The following is a 16,977-nucleotide window of genomic DNA, read 5'->3' as shown; positions in this document are numbered from 1 at the left end:
GCGTTCTCCTTCATCGGTCAGCCCTGGTGGGACAGTTCCGCCGGGTCCTGGGGGACCGTCTCGGCGGCGCCCCGGTCGGCGAGCCAGCGCTCGGCGTCGATGGCGGCCGAGCAGCCGCTGGCGGCGGCCGTGATGGCCTGCCGGTAGGTGTGGTCGACGACGTCGCCGCAGGCGAACACACCGGGGATCTTGGTCTTGGTGGTGGGCGACTCGACGGTGAGGTAGCCGTCGGCGTCGGCGTCGAGCTGGCCGGCGAACAGCTCGCTGCGCGGGTCGTGGCCGATCGCGATGAACAGGCCGGTGACGGGCAGCTCGCGCTCGGCGCCGGTGACGGTGTCGCGGAGGGTGATCGCGCGCAGCCGGTCGTCGCCGATGACGTCGGCGACCTCGCTGTTCCAGGCGAACCGGATCTTCTCGTTGGCCAGCGCCCGGTCCTGCATGATCTTGCTGGCGCGCAGCTCGTCGCGGCGGTGCACGACGGTCACCGAGCGGGCGAACTTGGTGAGGAAGGTCGCCTCCTCCATCGCGGTGTCGCCGCCGCCGACGACGGCGATGTCCTGGTCGCGGAAGAAGAAGCCGTCGCAGGTCGCGCACCAGGAGACGCCGCGCCCCGACAGGCGCTTCTCGTTCTCCAGGCCGAGCTCGCGGTAGCCCGAGCCGGTCGCGACGATGACGGCGCGGGCGCGATACTCCTCGTCGCCCACACGGACGATCTTGGGGTCGGCGGTGAGGTCGACCTCGGTGACGTCGTCGGTGATGAGCTCGGCGCCGAACCGCTCCGCCTGCTTGCGCAGGTTGTCCATGAGGTCGGGGCCCATGATGCCGTCGGGGAAGCCGGGGAAGTTCTCCACGTCGGTGGTGTTCATCAGGGCTCCGCCTGCGGTCACCGAACCCTCGAACACGAGCGGCTTCAGGTCGCCGCGCGCCGCGTAGATGGCCGCCGTGTAGCCCGCGGGGCCCGAGCCGATGACGATGACGTTGCGGACGTCGCTCACTGTTCTGTGCCTCTCCTCGATGGCCTTCGGTGCCGCGATCCGGCCGGCGGGGCCGCAGCCGCGCCCCCCGTGGCTGCTGCACGCCTCCCGCCGCGACCGGCCTGACAGTCGCGTCAACCGATCCTAGGCCCCGGGGATTCCCGGGCGGTCCCGACCTGGGGTGACGGCGGCCATAAGCTTTGCCACATGGCGTCGATTCTTCTGCTGCACTCCATGTACGGGCTGCGTCCCGCGGTCCTCGACGCGGCCGGGCGGCTGCGCGCCGCGGGCCACGAGGTGGCCGTCCCCGACCTGTACGGCGGGCGCGTCACGGACGACGCCGAGGAGGGCATCAAGATCAAGGAGGAGATCGGGCGGGACGAGCTGCTGCGCCGCGCGATCGCGGCCGCCGCGCCGCTCGCCTCCGAGGGTCTCGTCTACGCCGGGTTCTCGCTCGGCGCGTCCATCGCGCAGAACCTCGCGCTCGGCGACGAGCGGGCGCGCGGCCTGCTGATGCTGCACGGCACGTCCGACATGGCCGACGACGCGTCCACCGGCATCCCCGTGCAGCTGCACGTCGCCGATCCCGACACCTGGGAGCCGGTCGACTGGGTCAACGCCTGGTACCTGCGGATGCGGCGGGCGGGCGCCGACGTCGAGGTGTTCCGCTACCGGGGCGTCGGCCACCTGTTCACCGACCCCGGCCTGCCCGACCACGACGCCGAGGCCGCCGGCCGCGCCTGGGCGATCGCGCTGGACTTCCTCGCCGAGCTGTGAGAACGACGCATGCCCCCGCCCGGCCGGGCGGGGGCATGCGTCGTCGCCGGCCGTTCCGGGGCCGGCGGGATGATCAGCCGCGGGACGCGGTGGTGTGGGCGAGGACGTGCGGCCGCTGCGGCGTGCAGTCGGCGCCGACGACCCAGATGTCGCGGACGCCGGACGCGCCGGGCGCCGCGATGACCGTCGCGGGCGCCCCCTGGTAGCGGGCCTGGTCGACCAGCTCGGGGGTGCGGCCGCGGGTGACGGCCTCGACGCAGCCGAGCAGCGTCGCGGCGGCCTGCCCGCCCTGCGTCCGCAGCTCCGCCGTCCGGAGAGTGCCGAGCAGCGCGCCGACCTGCCGGGCGACGTCGCCGGCGCGGTAGTCGGTGCCCGAGTGCTCGACGGTGAACGCGGCCGCGTTCAGGGGCGCGGCGCGGCCCGCGTCGGACGCGGGGACGTGCGCGGCGCCGTCGCCGCCGTTCTGCAGTGCCGACTGCGCGACGACCGCGCCGCCGCCGAGGACGGCGACGGTGGCCGCCGCGGCCGACAGGATCCGCCAATGCCGCCTGCCGCGTCGCTGCTCCAGGCTCGCGACGGCGGCGCTGTTCAGCGACTCGGCCGCGATGGCCTGGTCGATGCGCGACGCCAGTTCGGCGGGCATGGCAGGGACGGGCGCCTCCGCCAGGAGCCGGGAGACGTCCGCAAGGTCGGCGGAGCGGTCCCGGCAGTCGGCGCAGGCGTCGAGGTGCGCGTTGACGGAGGCGGCGCGGTCGTCCGCCAGCAGTCCCTCGGCGAGGTCAGCCAGAGTGTCGTAATCGAGATGCGCGGGGTTGTTCATCAGGATGTGCCACCTCCTTCCCCACCTCCGACGTTCCGGGGCGCCGGACGGTTCCGGTGGTGGCCGAGAAGCGGCGCGAGGCGGGCCCGCCCGCGCGCGCACCGGCTCTTGATCGTCCCGGCGGGGACCTCCAGCACGCGGGCGGCGTCCTCGACCGAGTAGCCCATCATGTCGACGAGGACGAGGGCGGCGCGCTGCTCGAACGGCAGCGCGGCGAGCGCCTCCCGCACGTCGAGGGAGACGCCGTGCGCGTCGGTCGGGTCGGGCATCTTCGGCGCGACGGCGTCGAAGGCGGCGTCGTCGCCCATCGGGGTGGCGGGCCGCACCGAGCGGCGGCGCACGCGGTCCAGGCAGGCGTTCACCACGATGCGGTGCAGCCAGGTGGTGACGGCGGCGTCGCCGCGGAACCGGCCGGCCGCGCGGAACGCCGACAGGCAGGCGTCCTGGAGGGCGTCGGCGGCCTCCTCCGGGTCGCCGAGGGTGCGCAGCGCGACCGCCCACATGCGGTCGCGGTGCCGGTTCACGAGCTCGGCGAACGCGTGCGGGTCCCCCTGGGCGTGCCGCGCGAGCAGCTCCTTGTCGGGGACCTCGTCGACGCGCCGCACGCTCACCGACGCCATGACCGCCCGCTCCTGTCACCTGCGGGGCGGCGGGACACGACCTCTGGGATGCACACCACGGATTCCTGGGGGGAAGGGGGGATGTTCTGCTCTCAGTCAGGCACGATACCGACTGGCGCGGTCAGGCGTCACAGGGCGCAGATCGCCGGTCCCGATCGCCACCCACTCGTGACCCCGGCGCGGGGGCGGTGGTCAGGAGGCGGGAGTGCCGTAGACCGACACTTCCGTCATCTTCGCCTTGAAGCCGGTGACGGCGGGCGTGGTGAACCAGACCAGGACGTACCGGCCGGTGAGCGGCGTGTCCGCCTTGATCTCGACGGTGCCGAGCTGCGCCTGCGCGGAACCGGCGGACTTCGTCGCGGCGAGCGTGCGGCCGTCGCCGACGCGCAGCTCCAGCTTGGCGCCGCTCGCCCTGGACGCCACCTTCGCGCCGGTGACCCGGTGCGGGCCGCCGAGGTCGAGCACGACGCCGAAGCCCTTGGCCAGGCGGCCGAAGTCGGAGCCGTTGAACGTCGAGGTGTGCCACGTCCCGGTGGAGGCGTCGCCGTCGATCAGCGCGTTGAGGCCCTCGTTGATGCCGCTCTCGGGGCTGCCCTGCGTCAGTTCCTCGAACGGGTAGACGGCCTTGACGTCGAGCTTGGCGGGGCCGGTGGACGCCGTCGCGGTGGGCTTGGCGCTGGTGCCCGGTCCGGCCTTCTTGCCGTCGTCGCCGCCGCTCAGCGCGAACGCGGTGATGCCGACGACGACGGTGAGGGCGGCCGCGGCGATGCCCGCGAGGAGCTTGTTGGACGGCCCGGAGCGGCGCGGACCGCCGCCGTGCGGCACCGCGGCGGTCCGCTGCGACGGCGGGGCGGGCGGCGGCTGCCGGAGGCTCTGCCGCTGCTCCTGCCCGTGCTGGGACCCGTGCTGCGACCCGCGCTGGGGCCGGTGCTGCGGGCGCGTGGCGTCCGGGGTCGTCGTGGTGGGGGACGGCGGCCGGGGCGCGCGCGGCGCGGGCGGCTGGGCGTTGCCGAGGCCCGCGAACAGCGGCAGCGGGGTGCGCGGCACGCCGCGCAGCGCCCGCGCCATGCCGGCGGGCGTGGTGATCGGCTCGGCGCCGGGCAGCGGGATGCCGACGCAGCGGCAGACGATGTCGTTGACGCCCTGCGCGATGCCCGCCTGGACCTGCCGGGGCGGCTCGGGGACGCCGCCCGCGGCGGGCGCGGCCGGGAGCGCGGACGCCTCGGGGTCGCCCGGCCAGCGGGCGGTGAGGGCCGCGTAGAGCATGGCGCCGAGGCCGCGCACGTCCTCGGCGGCGGGGTCCTCGTCGTAGCGGTCGCACAGCACGGCGTCGACGGCGATGCCGAGGACCTTCACGGTGCCGCCGGTCGTCCAGACGAGGTCGCTCGGGGTGAGGCAGAGGTGGGCGAGGCCGGCCGCGTGGGCGGCGGCGATCGCCTCGGTGGCCTCGTACAGCAGGGTGGCGGCGCGGCCGGGCTCCAGCGGCGCCTTGGCGAGCATCTGCTCCAGCGGCTCGCCGGCGACCCACTCGCTGACGACGTAGGCGGCCTCGCCGGAGTCGTCGGCGTCGAAGACCTGGGTGAGGCGCGGGTCGGTCAGCCGGCTGGCGGCGCGGGCGGCGGTGACGACCTCGGCGACGCGCGGGAACTCGGGATCGAAGGTGCGGACGGCGACGGCGCGCGCCAGGATCTCGTCGATGGCCTTCCACAGCGAGGATCCGCCGGTCTTGCTGATGCGCTCTTCCAGGCGGTAGCGGCCGGCCAGCCGGGTGCCGGGCTCGATCACTGACGTGCTCACGGCACCATCCAGCGCAGGTGGTCAGATCCCATGTTCGTGGCGTGGCAGCTTACGCCTCCGACCCTCCTCTTTGCGTTCCCCAGGGTGTCGCCCCGCAAGCCGTGGTCACCCACATGGTAGTGGCATCCGGGGTGGGCGGCTGCCTTATCGCGGCGCGTCCCGCGTACTTTGCCGCGCCCGCCCGCCCGCGCCCGCCCGCGCTCAGCCGCGCCGGACGCCGGGCAGCCGCCCCGCGATCGTGGCGACCATCGTCTGCACCTCGCCGACCCGCAGGGCCTTGGCGAACGCCAGGTAGAGGGCGCCGCCGCCCGCGCCGCCGACGGCGAGGGCGAGCAGGCCGGGGAGCAGGCCCTCGCCGAGGGCGGCGGTGACGACGGCGTGCACCGCGTAGGCGAACCCGATCAGCGGCCAGAGCGCGACGGCGAGCTTGGCGTAGGTGCCGAGCACGCGGCGGCCGTCCATCCCGTCCAGGCGGCGGCGGAGGACGACCCAGCTCACCGCGGCGCCCGCCGTCTGGGCCAGCGCGAAGCCGCCGGCGATCCCCACGATGATCTTGTCGGCGGGCAGCAGCCGGTACACCGTCAGCGCGCAGGCGATGTTGGTGCCGACCACGGCGAGGCTGATCAGCGCGGGGGTGCGGGTGTCCTGCATGGCGTAGAAGACGCGCAGCATGAGCTGGTAGCCGGCGAACGGGACCAGCGCGATCGCGAACATCCGCAGCACCTCGGCGATGACGTGCGCGTTGGCGAGGGTGGTCTGGCCGTGCGCCAGCAGCACCACGATGATCTCCGAGCCGAGCATCGCCATCAGCCCGGCCGCCGGCAGGATGATCACCGAGCAGAGCCGCAGGCCGGCCGAGAAGTCGTCGCGGACCTCGGCCAGCCGGCCGGCCGCGGCGTGCTCGCTCATCCGCGGCAGCAGCGCGGTGATCACCGACACGCCGATGATCGCGTAGGGCAGCTGGAAGAGCTGGTAGGCGTTGAAGTAGGGGGTGTAGCCGACGTCGCCGAGGTGCTCGGCGCGGCCCCGCACGCCCGCCGAGTTGGCCAGCCGGGTGGTGATCGCGAAGCCGATCTGGGTGATGACGACGTAGGCGAGCGTCCACACCGCCATCCGGCCCATCTGGCCGAGCTCGCCCTTGCGGAAGTCCAGCCGGGGCCGCCAGCGGAACCCCGAGCCGCGCAGCGACGGCCAGAGCGCGAGCGTCTGCAGCGCCATGCCGCCGACGGTGCCGGCGGTGAGCAGCCCCACCTGGAGGCCGGAGATCGAGTCGGGGGTGACCTTCCCGGCGGTGACGAGCAGGAACGCGAGCGCGGTGGTGCAGATGACGATGTTGTTCAGCACCGGCGCCCACATGGGCGCGGCGAACCGCTTGCGGGTGTTGAGGATCGCGCCGGAGAAGGCGCTGACGCCGAGGAAGAAGATCTGCACCGCGAACAGGCGGGCGAACAGCACCGCGAGGTCGCGCTGCGAGCCGTGCATCGACCCGCCGTAGACGTCGATGAACACCGGCCCGAGCAGCACCGTGACGGCGGTGATGACGGCGAGGCCGAGGACGGCGAGGGTGAACAGCCGCTGCTCGTAGCGGGCGCCGTAGGCGGCGTCGCGCTCGCGGGCGCGGACGATGAGCGGCACCACGACCGCCGTCAGCACGCCCCCGAGGAGCAGGTCGTAGATGATGAACGGGACGGTGTTGGCGGTGTTGTAGGCGTCGGCGATGGCGCCGGCGCCGAGCGCGGCGGCGAGCAGGCTGGTGCGCAGGAACCCGGTGACGCGGGACGCCAGCGTCCCCACCGCCATGATCGCGCCGGACCGCATGATGCCGCCGCCGCCACCGTCCCCGCCGCTCGCGGGGGGCGCGGGCTCGGCGGCGGGCCGGTCCGCGCCGGTGATCGGCGGGATCTCGAGGTCAACCGCCGTTTCCGCCGCGGTGCCGGCCGCCGGAGGGGCGCCCGTCGCCGGTCCGGTCGGGTTCGGCGGGACGCCAGGGATCGGCGGGCGCGGCCGGCGGTGCGCCGGGGGCGGCGTGGGCGCCGGGTACGCCGGACGGTGCGGCGTGGGCGCCGGCCCCGTTCCCGGTCGCGGTCCCGAACCCGGTGGGCGACCCGTCGGGGAGCCGGTCCCCGCCGTCGGGGGGGAACCCGGCCCCGGCCGGCCCGGCGCCGGGGAGGCCGGCTCCCACGACCGCCGTCGCTCCCATTCCTCCGGTCGACCCGTCAACAGCTGCCTCCGCTTTCCGGCGCCGCCGCGCCCTGGTGGCGCGCACTCCGACGCCCAGGAAGAGTACGGCAAGCGCCCCGCCGGTGATGAGCAGCGCGGTCCGCCCGAGCGCCGTGGTCCGGACGGTGATGTCCTGGCCGGGGCCGAAGACACGGCCGTCGGCCGGCGACACCAGGTCGGCGTGCACGGTGACGTTGCCGTTGCCCGACACCTGGACGGGGATGCGCTTGGCGACCTTCTGGCCGCCGTTCAGCTCGACCTCCAGGTAGTGCGGCTGCTCGATGCGGCCGATCTGCAGCTTGGCGCGGTTGCCCGACTCGACGCGGAGCAGCGCCTTGATCCGCCGGCCGGGCGGCAGGTCGTTGGCGACGGTGAGGGTGATCTCGCCGGACCGGCCGGCCAGCGAGATCACCGTTCTGAGCACCCCCACCTTGGCCATGTCGTGCGCGAGCTGGCGGGCCAGCATGTCGCGGGACCGCACGGCGCGGCCGTTGTGCCCGCGCCAGGACGCCGACACGGCGCGCAGCACGCCCTTGCGGTAGCCGGTCTCGGCGGGCGGCACCATGATCGAGCTGAACTGGTCGCTGCCCTTGACCAGGGAGCGGCGGACCTCGGCGAGGTAGGGGCCGCCGAGCTCGTTGCGCTCGTTGGCGTCGGCGTAGCCGGCGTACTGGCGCGGCTCGGGCGCCGCCCTGGTGATCGTGTCCAGCGGGACCGCCTTCAGCCAGGGCGCGGCGGAGGAGGCGGCGAGCAGCCCGGACGCCAGCTGCCGGCTCGGGCTCCAGTGCCGGGTCGGCGCGACGACGAGGGTGCGCGGGACGCTCGTCTCCGCGCTGATCATCGCGGTCTCGGCGAGGAAGCGCTGCTGGACGAGCACGGCGGAGCCGGGCGCGCCGTCGTCCTGGCTGACGATCCGGCTGAGCTCGTCGTCGTAGGTGACGGCGGTGCGGTTGCCGGCGGAGGTGGGGACGGTGGTGGTCGCGCCGCTGGTGTAGCCGGTCACCGGGTCCTCGAACATCTGCTTGCTGAGCAGCAGCGCGCCGTCGCCCTTGCCGATCTTGGCGAGCCTGGTGAGCTGGTCGATGGTGCCGCGCCCGGCGAGGCCGGCGACGGGCCAGGCGATGCGGGCGTCGGCGGGGCGGCCGAGCACGTCGGCGGCGACCTGGAGGTTGTCGGCGGCGTAGGCGGCCTTCAGCTGGGCCGTCATCTTCCAGCGGACGAGCGCGACGGCGTCGGGGTCGGCGTAGGGCACGTCGAAGTAGGGCGAGGAGCCGACGGCGGTCTTCAGGTCGCCGAGCCAGGCGGCGGCCGCCGCGCTCTTGGCGGTCGGCGCGATCTCCTTGGTGATCGAGGTGCCGACGGGCCGGACGGTGTAGGGGCCGGTCGCCATCGTCCGCACGTCGTCGAGCAGCGCCGGGTCGACCGCCCAGGTGACGGGGGTGCGCGACCCGCGGGCGGCGGCGACGAGGCCGGCGAGCCGGCCGCCGGGCGCGACGTCCTTCGCGAGCTGGTCGTCGGTGAAGTTGCGGTCGTTGGTGCGGTGCATCCGGTCGATCACCGGCCAGACCCAGCCGATCTTGACGGGGGTGACGCGGCGGCCCTTCGGCGCGACGGTGACGAAGGAGGTGACGCCGCCGCTCAGCGGCTGCCCGGCGGCGTTCACGGCCTCGACGCCGACGGGGACGACGCCGAAGGTCGCGACGCCGAGGGCGGTCGCCTTCATGCTCAGCCGGAACGCCTGCTTGCCGCCGGCGGGGACGGCTCCCGCGGCCGGCACCGTCGGGGAGTAGCCGCTCAGGTTGTAGGGCTGCGTGGCGGCGTACTGGTCGAGCATGGAGCGGCTCGTCATGCGCTGCTGGGAGAAGCGGAGCCGCACGCCGAGGGAGGGGACGGCCTTGCCGGTGTTGTTCTGCACCGTTCCGGTCACGGTGATCCGGTCGCCGGCCGCGGAGACCTTGGCGGTCATCCTGGTCAGCGCGATCGTCACCTGGTCGCGGGCGCGGGCGGCGGCCGGGGCGCCCGCCGCCTTCGCGGCGCCCGCCCGCGCGGCGTGCGGGGGCGCCGCCATCGCCGGGGCCTGCGCCGCGAGGCAGGGGACCAGAGCGGCCAGCACGGCCGCGCGTCGGAGCCTTCTCACGCCGGCGCCGCCCGATGGCCGCCCGTCGGGGCGGCTCGGCGGCGGGCGTCGTTTTCCCGGACCACGCGGTCGATGTTAGCCGCGCCGCCGCGGCCGTCCGACCCCGCGATGGCGATCTTAAGGAAAGCGGTGCCGTCAGCCGACCGGATGGCGGGGCGCGGGGGCGGCGCGGCGGCGGCGCGGGGCGAGCAGCTCGGCGGGCTCGGCGCCGCTCAGCGCCAGCAGGTCCAGGGCGCCGATGCCGAGGGCGGTGGACGCCTCCCCGGTCGCGGTGTAGACGACGTCGGCGGCGACGGCGGCCGCCCGGTCGATGAACAGCGGCATCCCGGCGGGCAGCAGCAGCGGGCAGACGAACCCGGCGGCGTACTCGGTGGCGGCGTTGACGAGGTCGGCGGGCGCCGGGCGGACCAGCCGGGCGCCGGTGGCGGCCCGCAGCAGGTCGCCGCGCGGCCGCTCGCCGGCCGGGACGACCGCTCCGGCGAGGAAGCGCTGCGCGCGGTGCGCCCCGGTGCAGGCGTAGACGCGGGTCACCAGGCACCGCCCGGCGGGCAGTCCGAGCGCCCGCGGCAGCCCGTCGGCGTGCGCGACGGGGATGGGCAGCCGCACGATCTCGTGGCGGGTCTCCCGCTCCAGCAGCGCCCGGTGGATGGTGAGAGCGTCCTTCATGACCGGCTCCGTCCTGCGGGAAATCCCGCGCCACCCCCCGTCCTGCCCGCCCGGCCCAGCTGCCTGGGCGACGGCGGCCCGTCCGGCGGCCGGGGAGGGGCGTGCCCGTGCCCGGCGCCCGCGCGCGGCCTCGGTGGCCCGCGGTCCCCGGCCGTCCCGCTACCGTGGGAGCACGGGGAGTCTCGCCGGCGGGGTCGTCCGGGGTGTCCAGAACGTAACCCGAGGATCGCGTCATGTGAAGAGCCCGCGGGCGCCCGCGCGGCCCGTGCATCCTTTTGTCAGCCGATTCGCCAAGGAACTACCCTCGATGGCCGTGCCCGAACAGAACGCCACCCCGCCCGCCCCGCCCCGCGCCGCGATCGCCGAGCTGCTCCGCGGCGTCGCGCCCGTCGCCGACGAGCTGGGCGCCCGGTTCGCCGCGGCCGGGCACGAGCTGGCCCTCGTCGGCGGCCCGGTCCGGGACGCGCTGCTGCGCCGCCCGACCAAGGACGTCGACCTCACCACCGACGCGCCGCCCGAGCGCGTCCTGGAGATCATCAAGGGCTGGGCGGACACCCACTGGACGATCGGCATCGAGTTCGGCACGGTCGGCCTCCGCAAGGGCGGCCACGACCTGGAGATCACCACCTACCGCAGCGAGTCCTACGACCCGAAGTCGCGCAAGCCGGTCGTCGCCTACGGGACGTCGCTGGTGGAGGACCTGCGGCGGCGCGACTTCGCGGTGAACGCGATGGCGGCGCGGCTGCCCGGCCACGAGTTCGTCGACCCGTTCGGCGGCCTGCCCGACCTCGGCCGCAAGGTGATCCGCACGCCGGGGCGTCCCGAGGACTCCTTCAGCGACGACCCGCTGCGGATGATGCGGGCCGCCCGGTTCGCGTCCCAGCTCGGGTTCGCCGTGGCGCCGGACGTGGTCGAGGCGATGACGGCGATGGCGGAGCGCATCGAGATCGTGTCGGCCGAGCGGGTCCGCGACGAGCTGTCCAAGCTGCTCTGCGGCGCGCACCCGCGCGAGGGCCTCGCGCTGCTGGTGGACACCGGCCTCGCCGCGCGCGTGCTGCCCGAGCTGCCGAAGCTGCGGCTGGAGATCGACGAGCACCACCGGCACAAGGACGTCTACGAGCACTCGCTGATCGTCCTGGAGCAGGCCATCGCGCAGGAGGAGGACGGCCCCGACCTGGTGCTGCGGCTCGCCGCGCTGCTGCACGACATCGGCAAGCCGCGGACGCGCCGGTTCGAGGAGGGCGGCCGGGTCTCCTTCCACCACCACGAGATGGTCGGCGCGAAGATGACCCGCAAGCGCCTGACCGCGCTGCGCTACCCGAAGGACGTCGTGACCGAGGTGTCGCGGCTCGTCGAGCTGCACCTGCGGTTCCACGGGTACGGCAACGGCGAGTGGACGGACTCGGCGGTGCGCCGCTACGTCCGCGACGCCGGGCCGCTGCTGTCGCGCCTGCACAAGCTGACGCGCGCCGACTGCACGACCCGCAACAAGCGCAAGGCCGACCGGCTCCGCCGCACCTACGACGAGCTGGAGGTGCGCATCGACCGGCTCGCGCAGGAGGAGGAGCTCGCCGCGATGCGGCCCGAGCTGGACGGCAACCAGATCCAGGAGGTGCTCGGGATCACGCCGGGCCCGCTGGTCGGGCGCGCCTACAAGCACCTGCTGGAGGTCCGCCTGGACCGGGGGATCATCGGCCACGACGCGGCGGTGGCGGAGCTGCGCCGCTGGGCCGCCGAACAGGAGACCGCGGGGCAGGGGACCGGGGACGCGCGATGATCGACCTGAGGCTCGGCCGGATGAGCCCGGCGGAGGCGGACCGGCTGCGCGGCTACGACGCCGCCCACGTCTGGCACCCCTACGCGCCGATGCCCGCCGCCGTCGCGCCGGAGCTGGTCGTCGGGGCGGCGGGGGTGCGGCTCACCCTCGCCGACGGCACCGAGCTGATCGACGGGATGTCGTCGTGGTGGGCGGCGATCCACGGCTACCGGCACCCGGCGCTGGACGCCGCCGTCACCGGGCAGCTCGGGCGGATGGCGCACGTGATGTTCGGCGGCCTCACCCACCCGCCCGCGATCCGGCTGGCCGAAAAGCTGGTCGCGATCACGCCCGCGCCGCTGGAGAAGGTGTTCCTCGCCGACTCCGGCTCGGTCGCCGTCGAGGTCGCGATCAAGATGGCGCTGCAGCTCCAGCGCGCGCGGGGCCGTCCCGAGCGGCACCGGCTGCTCACCGTGCGCGGCGGCTACCACGGCGACACCTTCGGCGACATGGCCGTCTGCGACCCGGTCAACGGGATGCACCACCTGTTCACCGACGTCCTCGCCCGGCACGTGTTCGCGCCCGAGCCGCCCGCCGGCTACGACGCCGAGCCCGACCCCGGCTACCTCGCCGGGCTGGAGCGGCTCGCGGGCGAGCACGCCGGGGAGCTCGCCGGGATCATCGTGGAGCCGGTCGTGCAGGGCGCCGGCGGCATGCGCTTCTACGCGCCCGAGTACCTGCGGGCGCTCCGCGACCTCGCCGACGAGCACGGCGTGCCGCTGATCCTCGACGAGATCGCCACCGGGTTCGGCCGCACCGGCGAGCTGTGGGGCTGCGACCACGCCGAGGTCGCGCCCGACATCATGTGCGTCGGCAAGGCGCTGACCGGCGGCTACCTGTCGATGGCGGCGACGCTCTGCACCGCCGAGATCGCCGCCGGCATCTCCGGCGGGGAGGCGCCGGCGCTGATGCACGGCCCGACGTTCATGGGCAACCCGCTCGCCGCCGCCGTCGCGTCGGCGTCCGTCGACCTGCTGCTGTCGCGGGACTGGCGCGCGGAGGTCGACACCATCGAGGCCGTCCTCACCGCGGGTCTCGCGGGCGCGCGCGACCTGCCGGGCGTCCGGGACGTCCGGGTGCTCGGCGCGATCGGCGTCGTGGAGACCGAGGAGCCGGTGGACGTCGCGGCGGCGCAGGAGGTCGCGATGGACCACGGCGTCTGGCTGCGCCCGTTCGGGCGGCTGGTCTACGCGATGCCGCCCTACGTGTGCACGGAGGACGAGACGGGGCACATCGCGGACGCGCTGTACGCGGTCGCCGCGTCCCTGGCTCCGGGCGCCCGGTGACCCGCGCCCGATTTTCGGTCGCCCCTTATTGAAGTAAAGGCTTCAACTGTTGGGGGCGGAGGAGGCCGCGCCGCCGCCCTCGCCTCGGCAGGCTCTTCCCTGGGTCACCGAAACAGGGATGAGGATCGAACGTGGACGAACCGGTCTCCTTGACCGCCCGTCTCGACGCGTGGGACGCGAGACGGGCCGGCTGGGGCGGCGCGCTGTTCCAGGGAAGGGCCGCACCCGGGCCGGGCGCCGAGGTGCTGATGAGCAACGACTACCTGGCGATCGGCGCCCATCCGCACGTGGTGGAGAGACAGGTGGCGGCGCTCCGCGCCGGGGGCTGTGGGGCCCTCATGTCGGGCGCCCACCTCGCCGACGGCGACCCGCAGCGGGCGCTGGAGGCACGCCTCGCCGCCTTTCTGGACGCGCCGTCGGTGCGGCTCTGCCAGTCCGGATGGGCCGCGAACGTCGGGCTCGTGCAGGCGATCGCGCCGCCGTGCTCGCCCGTCTACGTGGACGCCGCCGCGCACGCCTCGCTGCGCGCCGGCATCGACGCCGCGCGCGCCGCCGCCCGCGTCTTCGCGCACAACGACACCGGCCACCTGGAACGGCTGATCGGCCGGCACGGGCCCGGCCTCATCGCCGTCGACACGCTCTACAGCGTCGGCGGCGACTTCTGCCCGCTGCCCGAGATCGTCGAGGTCGCCGAGCGGAGCGGCTGCGCCGTCGTCGCCGACGAGTCGCACACCCTCGGCGTGCTCGGCCCCGACGGCGCCGGCCTCGTGCCCGCGCTCGGCCTCGCCGGCCGCGTCGCCTACCGCACCGCGAGCCTGGCGAAGGCGTTCGCGGGCCGCGCCGGGCTGGTCGCCTGCGACCGCCGCGTCGGCGCCTACCTGCCGTACCACGCGCACCCGGCCGTCTTCAGCACGGCGCTGCTGCCGCACGACGTCGCCGGGCTCGCCGCCGTCCTCGACCTGGTCGAGATCGGCGACCGGCGGCGCGCCCGGCTCGCCCGCAACGCCGCGCTGCTCCGCGACGGCCTCGCCGGCCTCGGCTACAACATCGCGCCGAGCCGCAGCCACATCGTGTCCCTGCGGCCCGGCGGCGAGGACGCGCTCTGCCGCCTCCAGGGCGCGCTGGACGCCGAGGGCGTCTTCGGCGCGCCGTTCGCCCACCCCGCGGTCGGGCGCAACGGCGCCGCGCTGCGGTTCTCCGTGCACGCCGGCCTGACCAAGCGCCGCGTCGCCCGGATCCTGGACGCCTGCGCCGCCGTCCGCGACACCGCCGACGTGACGCGCTGGCGGTCGACCCGCCGCCTCGCCGCGGCCCGCTGAACCGCCGCCCGGCCACCCCGGGCGCCACCGCGCACCTCCGCACACCGCCGCGCCCGCGCGGCCGCACCAACGAGGAGCACGCATGCACACCGGAACGGACCCTGACCGAGGACGCACCGCGCGGATCGTCGAGATCGTCGCCGAGCACCTGGAGCTGGACCCCGCCGAGATCGGCGAGGGCGACCTGTTCGTGGAGGACCACGGCGCCGACTCGATGGCGCTGATCGACCTGCTGGCCGCGCTGGAGCGCGAGTTCCGGGTCGCCATCGACCAGCGCGAGCTGCCCCGCATGGTGGACGTGCGGGGCGTCCGCGCGGTGCTCGCCGAGGCGCCGGGATGGTAGCCGCCCCGCGCCGGGTGGTGGTGACCGGCCTCGGCGCGGTCTCCAGCATCGGCACCGGCGCGGCGGGGTTCGCCGCCGGGCTGCGCGCCGGGCGGAGCGGCGCCGCGCCGATCACCGCCTTCGACACCGCCGGGTACGCGCACGCCACCGGCTGCCCCGTCACCGGCTTCGACGCGGGCCGGGTGCTCCGCCGCGTCCCGGCGGCCGGGCTCGGCCGCGCCGCCCGGTTCGCCGCGGCGGCGGCGCGGATGGCCGCGGCCGACGCCGGGCTGACCGACGCCGACCTGCGCGGCGCCCGCTGCCAGGTCGCGATCGGCACCACCGACGGCGGCGCGGACGAGCTGGACGCCCTCACCGCCGCCCGGCTCGCGGCCGGGCCCGCCGCGCTGGACCGGGCCGCCGTCCGCCGCGTCCCCGCGGCCGCCCTGCCGGCGGCGGCCGCCCGCGAGCTCGGCCTCACCGCCGCCGAGGCGATCACCTTCGGGACGGCCTGCGCCGCCGGCACCCACGCCATCGGCGACGGCCTGGACGCGGTCCGCGTCGGCGACGCCGACCTGGCGTTCTGCGGCGGCGCCGACGCGCTCTGCCGCAAGACCTTCACCGCGTTCTACCGGCTCGGCACCGTCGCGCCCGACGCCTGCCGGCCCTTCGACGCGGGCCGGCGCGGCATCCTGCCCGGCGAGGGCGCCGGCGTCCTCGTGCTGGAGAGCCTGGACTCGGCGCGCGCCCGCGGCGCCCGCGTCCACGCCGAGGTCCTCGGGTACGGGCTGAACTGCGACGCCCGCCACCCCGTCGCGCCCGACGAGCGCGGCGTGGCCCGCTGCATGGAGCTGGCGCTCGCCGACGCCGGGGTGGCGCCCGCCGACGTCGACCTGATCTCCGCGCACGGCACCGGCACCCGCGCCAACGACGTCACCGAGGCCCGCGCGATCCGGGCGGTGTTCGGGGACGCGCCGCCGCGCACGGTCGGGCTGAAGTCGATGTTCGGCCACACGATGGGCGCGGCGGGCGCGCTGTCCGCGGTCGCCTGCGCGCTCGCGATCGCCCACCGGTTCGTGCCGCCGACCATCAACCACCGGCGTACCGACCCCGAGTGCGGGCTCGACTGCGTCCCGAACGAGGCCGTCGAGGCCGACCTGCGCGTCGTGCAGAGCAACGGCCTGGCCTTCGGCGGCACCAACGCCGTCGTGCTGCTCGGCCGCCACGGCGCGGCGGGGGCGGCCTGATGGACATCACCGCGTGGACCGCGCTGTCGCCCTACGGGACGGGCGGCGGTCCCTTCGCCGAGGCCGTGCGGGCGGGCCGTCCCGCCGCCGCCGCGGCCGACCCGGCGGACGTGCCGGACACCGAGGTGTGCCTCGTGCCGGGCTTCGACCCGCGCGCGGCGCTCGGCCGCCGGGGCACCCGCGCGATGGACCGGGTCACCGGCCTCGCCGTCGCCGCCGTCGGGGCGCTCGTCGCGGACCGTCCCGCCGGGCCCGGCACCGCGCTCGTCCTCGGCACGACGGGCGGCAGCGCGCAGTCGATGACCGACTTCACCGCCGCGTCGCTGACCGGCGAGCGGCCCTTCGACGTGGCGCCCGCGGCCGTCCCGGGCGCGGTGATGAACTGCGCCGCCGGGCAGTGCGCCCTCCGGCACGGCCTGACCGGCCCGAACATCACGATCGCCGGGGGCCGCGCGTCCGGGCTGCTCGGCCTCGCCCACGCGCGGCGGCTGCTGCTCGCCGGGCGCGCCGCGGCGGTGCTCTGCGGCGCCGCCGAGGAGTACTCGCCGGCCCGGTCCTGGCTGGAGCACCACGGGCGGGACGGCGCGCCCGCCCGCCTCGGCGAGGGCGCCGCGGTGCTCCGGCTGGAGCGCGCCGGGACGCCGGGCGCGCTCGCCCGGGTGCTCGCCGTCGCGTCCGGCGTCGACGCGGCCCTCGCGGACGTCGCCCGCCGCGCGCTGGACCGCGCCCGGGTCGCGCCCGCCGGCGTGTGGGCCGCGACGCCCGGCCTGGAGGGCGCGGGCGTCCCCGCGCGCGCCGCCGCCCGGATGCCCGACGCGCGGGGTCTCATCGGCGACACCGGCGCGGTCGCGGCGGTGTTCCAGATCGCCGCCGCGCTCGCGGCGCTCGCCGACGCGGCGGGGCGCGTCGCGGTCGTCGCCGGCGCCGACCCGGCCGGGCAGGTCTCCGCCGCCGTCCTGCGAATGGCGTGACCGCG

14 protein-coding genes are annotated in these 16,977 nt (G+C 76.0%); 7 read left to right on the top strand and 7 right to left on the bottom strand.

Going from position 1 to position 16,977, the window contains the following annotated elements; translation table 11 throughout:
- Positions 1-17: 17 nt before the first annotated feature.
- Positions 18-995 (bottom strand): thioredoxin-disulfide reductase, encoded by a 978-nt coding sequence (gene trxB, locus K1Y72_RS32180; protein WP_220170296.1) that lies wholly within the window; start codon positions 993-995, stop codon positions 18-20.
- A 186-nt stretch (positions 996-1,181) separates the two neighbouring features.
- Between trxB and K1Y72_RS32175 the strand changes: the two genes are divergently transcribed.
- A complete protein-coding gene (locus K1Y72_RS32175) occupies positions 1,182-1,751 on the top strand; it encodes a dienelactone hydrolase family protein (RefSeq protein WP_220170295.1) in 570 nt (189 codons plus the stop codon).
- Between the two features lie 73 nt (positions 1,752-1,824).
- Here K1Y72_RS32175 and K1Y72_RS32170 read toward each other — a convergent pair whose 3' ends face one another.
- The 6 genes from K1Y72_RS32170 to K1Y72_RS32145 all read right to left on the bottom strand — a co-directional run bounded on the left by K1Y72_RS32170 (position 1,825) and on the right by K1Y72_RS32145 (position 10,011).
- On the bottom strand, positions 1,825-2,571 hold the full coding sequence (locus K1Y72_RS32170) for an RsmA family anti-sigma factor (RefSeq protein ID WP_220170294.1): 747 nt from the start codon (positions 2,569-2,571) through the stop codon (positions 1,825-1,827).
- Positions 2,571-3,191, bottom strand: a complete 621-nt coding sequence (sigM, locus tag K1Y72_RS32165) for an RNA polymerase sigma factor SigM (protein WP_220170293.1) — start codon at positions 3,189-3,191, stop codon at positions 2,571-2,573. The genes K1Y72_RS32170 and sigM overlap by 1 nt, the downstream gene beginning before the upstream one ends.
- A 192-nt stretch (positions 3,192-3,383) precedes the next feature.
- On the bottom strand, positions 3,384-4,988 hold the full coding sequence (locus tag K1Y72_RS32160; RefSeq protein ID WP_220170292.1) for a protein kinase family protein: 1,605 nt from the start codon (positions 4,986-4,988) through the stop codon (positions 3,384-3,386).
- A 201-nt stretch (positions 4,989-5,189) separates the two neighbouring features.
- Positions 5,190-6,806 carry a murein biosynthesis integral membrane protein MurJ gene (gene murJ, locus K1Y72_RS32155; protein ID WP_220170291.1) on the bottom strand — a complete coding sequence of 539 codons (1,617 nt, stop codon included), beginning with the start codon at positions 6,804-6,806 and terminating at the stop codon, positions 5,190-5,192.
- Positions 6,807-6,897: 91 nt separating this feature from the next.
- On the bottom strand, positions 6,898-9,345 hold the full coding sequence (locus tag K1Y72_RS32150; RefSeq protein WP_220170290.1) for a DUF6049 family protein: 2,448 nt from the start codon (positions 9,343-9,345) through the stop codon (positions 6,898-6,900).
- A gap of 135 nt (positions 9,346-9,480) precedes the next feature.
- Entirely contained in the window at positions 9,481-10,011 is a 531-nt protein-coding gene (locus K1Y72_RS32145; RefSeq protein ID WP_220170289.1) for an aminoacyl-tRNA deacylase, read from the bottom strand.
- 307 nt (positions 10,012-10,318) lie between these two features.
- Here K1Y72_RS32145 and K1Y72_RS32140 point away from each other — a divergent pair, with 307 nt between their 5' ends.
- The 6 genes from K1Y72_RS32140 to K1Y72_RS32115 all read left to right on the top strand — a co-directional run bounded on the left by K1Y72_RS32140 (position 10,319) and on the right by K1Y72_RS32115 (position 16,972).
- A complete protein-coding gene (locus tag K1Y72_RS32140; RefSeq protein ID WP_220170288.1) occupies positions 10,319-11,788 on the top strand; it encodes a CCA tRNA nucleotidyltransferase in 1,470 nt (489 codons plus the stop codon).
- Positions 11,785-13,113, top strand: coding sequence for an adenosylmethionine--8-amino-7-oxononanoate transaminase (locus K1Y72_RS32135; RefSeq protein ID WP_220170287.1), 1,329 nt, complete (start codon positions 11,785-11,787; stop codon positions 13,111-13,113). Before K1Y72_RS32140 ends, K1Y72_RS32135 begins: the two co-directional genes overlap by 4 nt.
- Positions 13,114-13,244: 131 nt before the next feature.
- Positions 13,245-14,432 carry an alpha-hydroxyketone-type quorum-sensing autoinducer synthase gene (cqsA, locus tag K1Y72_RS32130; protein ID WP_220170286.1) on the top strand — a complete coding sequence of 396 codons (1,188 nt, stop codon included), beginning with the start codon at positions 13,245-13,247 and terminating at the stop codon, positions 14,430-14,432.
- 82 nt (positions 14,433-14,514) lie between these two features.
- Complete coding sequence (locus K1Y72_RS32125; protein WP_220170285.1) at positions 14,515-14,775, top strand: acyl carrier protein; 261 nt, start codon at positions 14,515-14,517, stop codon at positions 14,773-14,775.
- Positions 14,769-16,001 (top strand): beta-ketoacyl-[acyl-carrier-protein] synthase family protein, encoded by a 1,233-nt coding sequence (locus K1Y72_RS32120; RefSeq protein ID WP_220170284.1) that lies wholly within the window; start codon positions 14,769-14,771, stop codon positions 15,999-16,001. The genes K1Y72_RS32125 and K1Y72_RS32120 overlap by 7 nt, the downstream gene beginning before the upstream one ends.
- Entirely contained in the window at positions 16,001-16,972 is a 972-nt protein-coding gene (locus tag K1Y72_RS32115) for a beta-ketoacyl synthase N-terminal-like domain-containing protein (protein ID WP_220170283.1), read from the top strand. Before K1Y72_RS32120 ends, K1Y72_RS32115 begins: the two co-directional genes overlap by 1 nt.
- Positions 16,973-16,977: the final 5 nt, after the last annotated feature.

It is taken from the genome of Actinomadura parmotrematis (genome assembly GCF_019458805.1).
In the GTDB taxonomy this organism is placed as follows: domain Bacteria; phylum Actinomycetota; class Actinomycetes; order Streptosporangiales; family Streptosporangiaceae; genus Spirillospora; species Spirillospora parmotrematis.
Note: the sequence above shows the minus strand (reverse complement) of the source record. Positions and strands in the feature narration are given on the sequence as shown.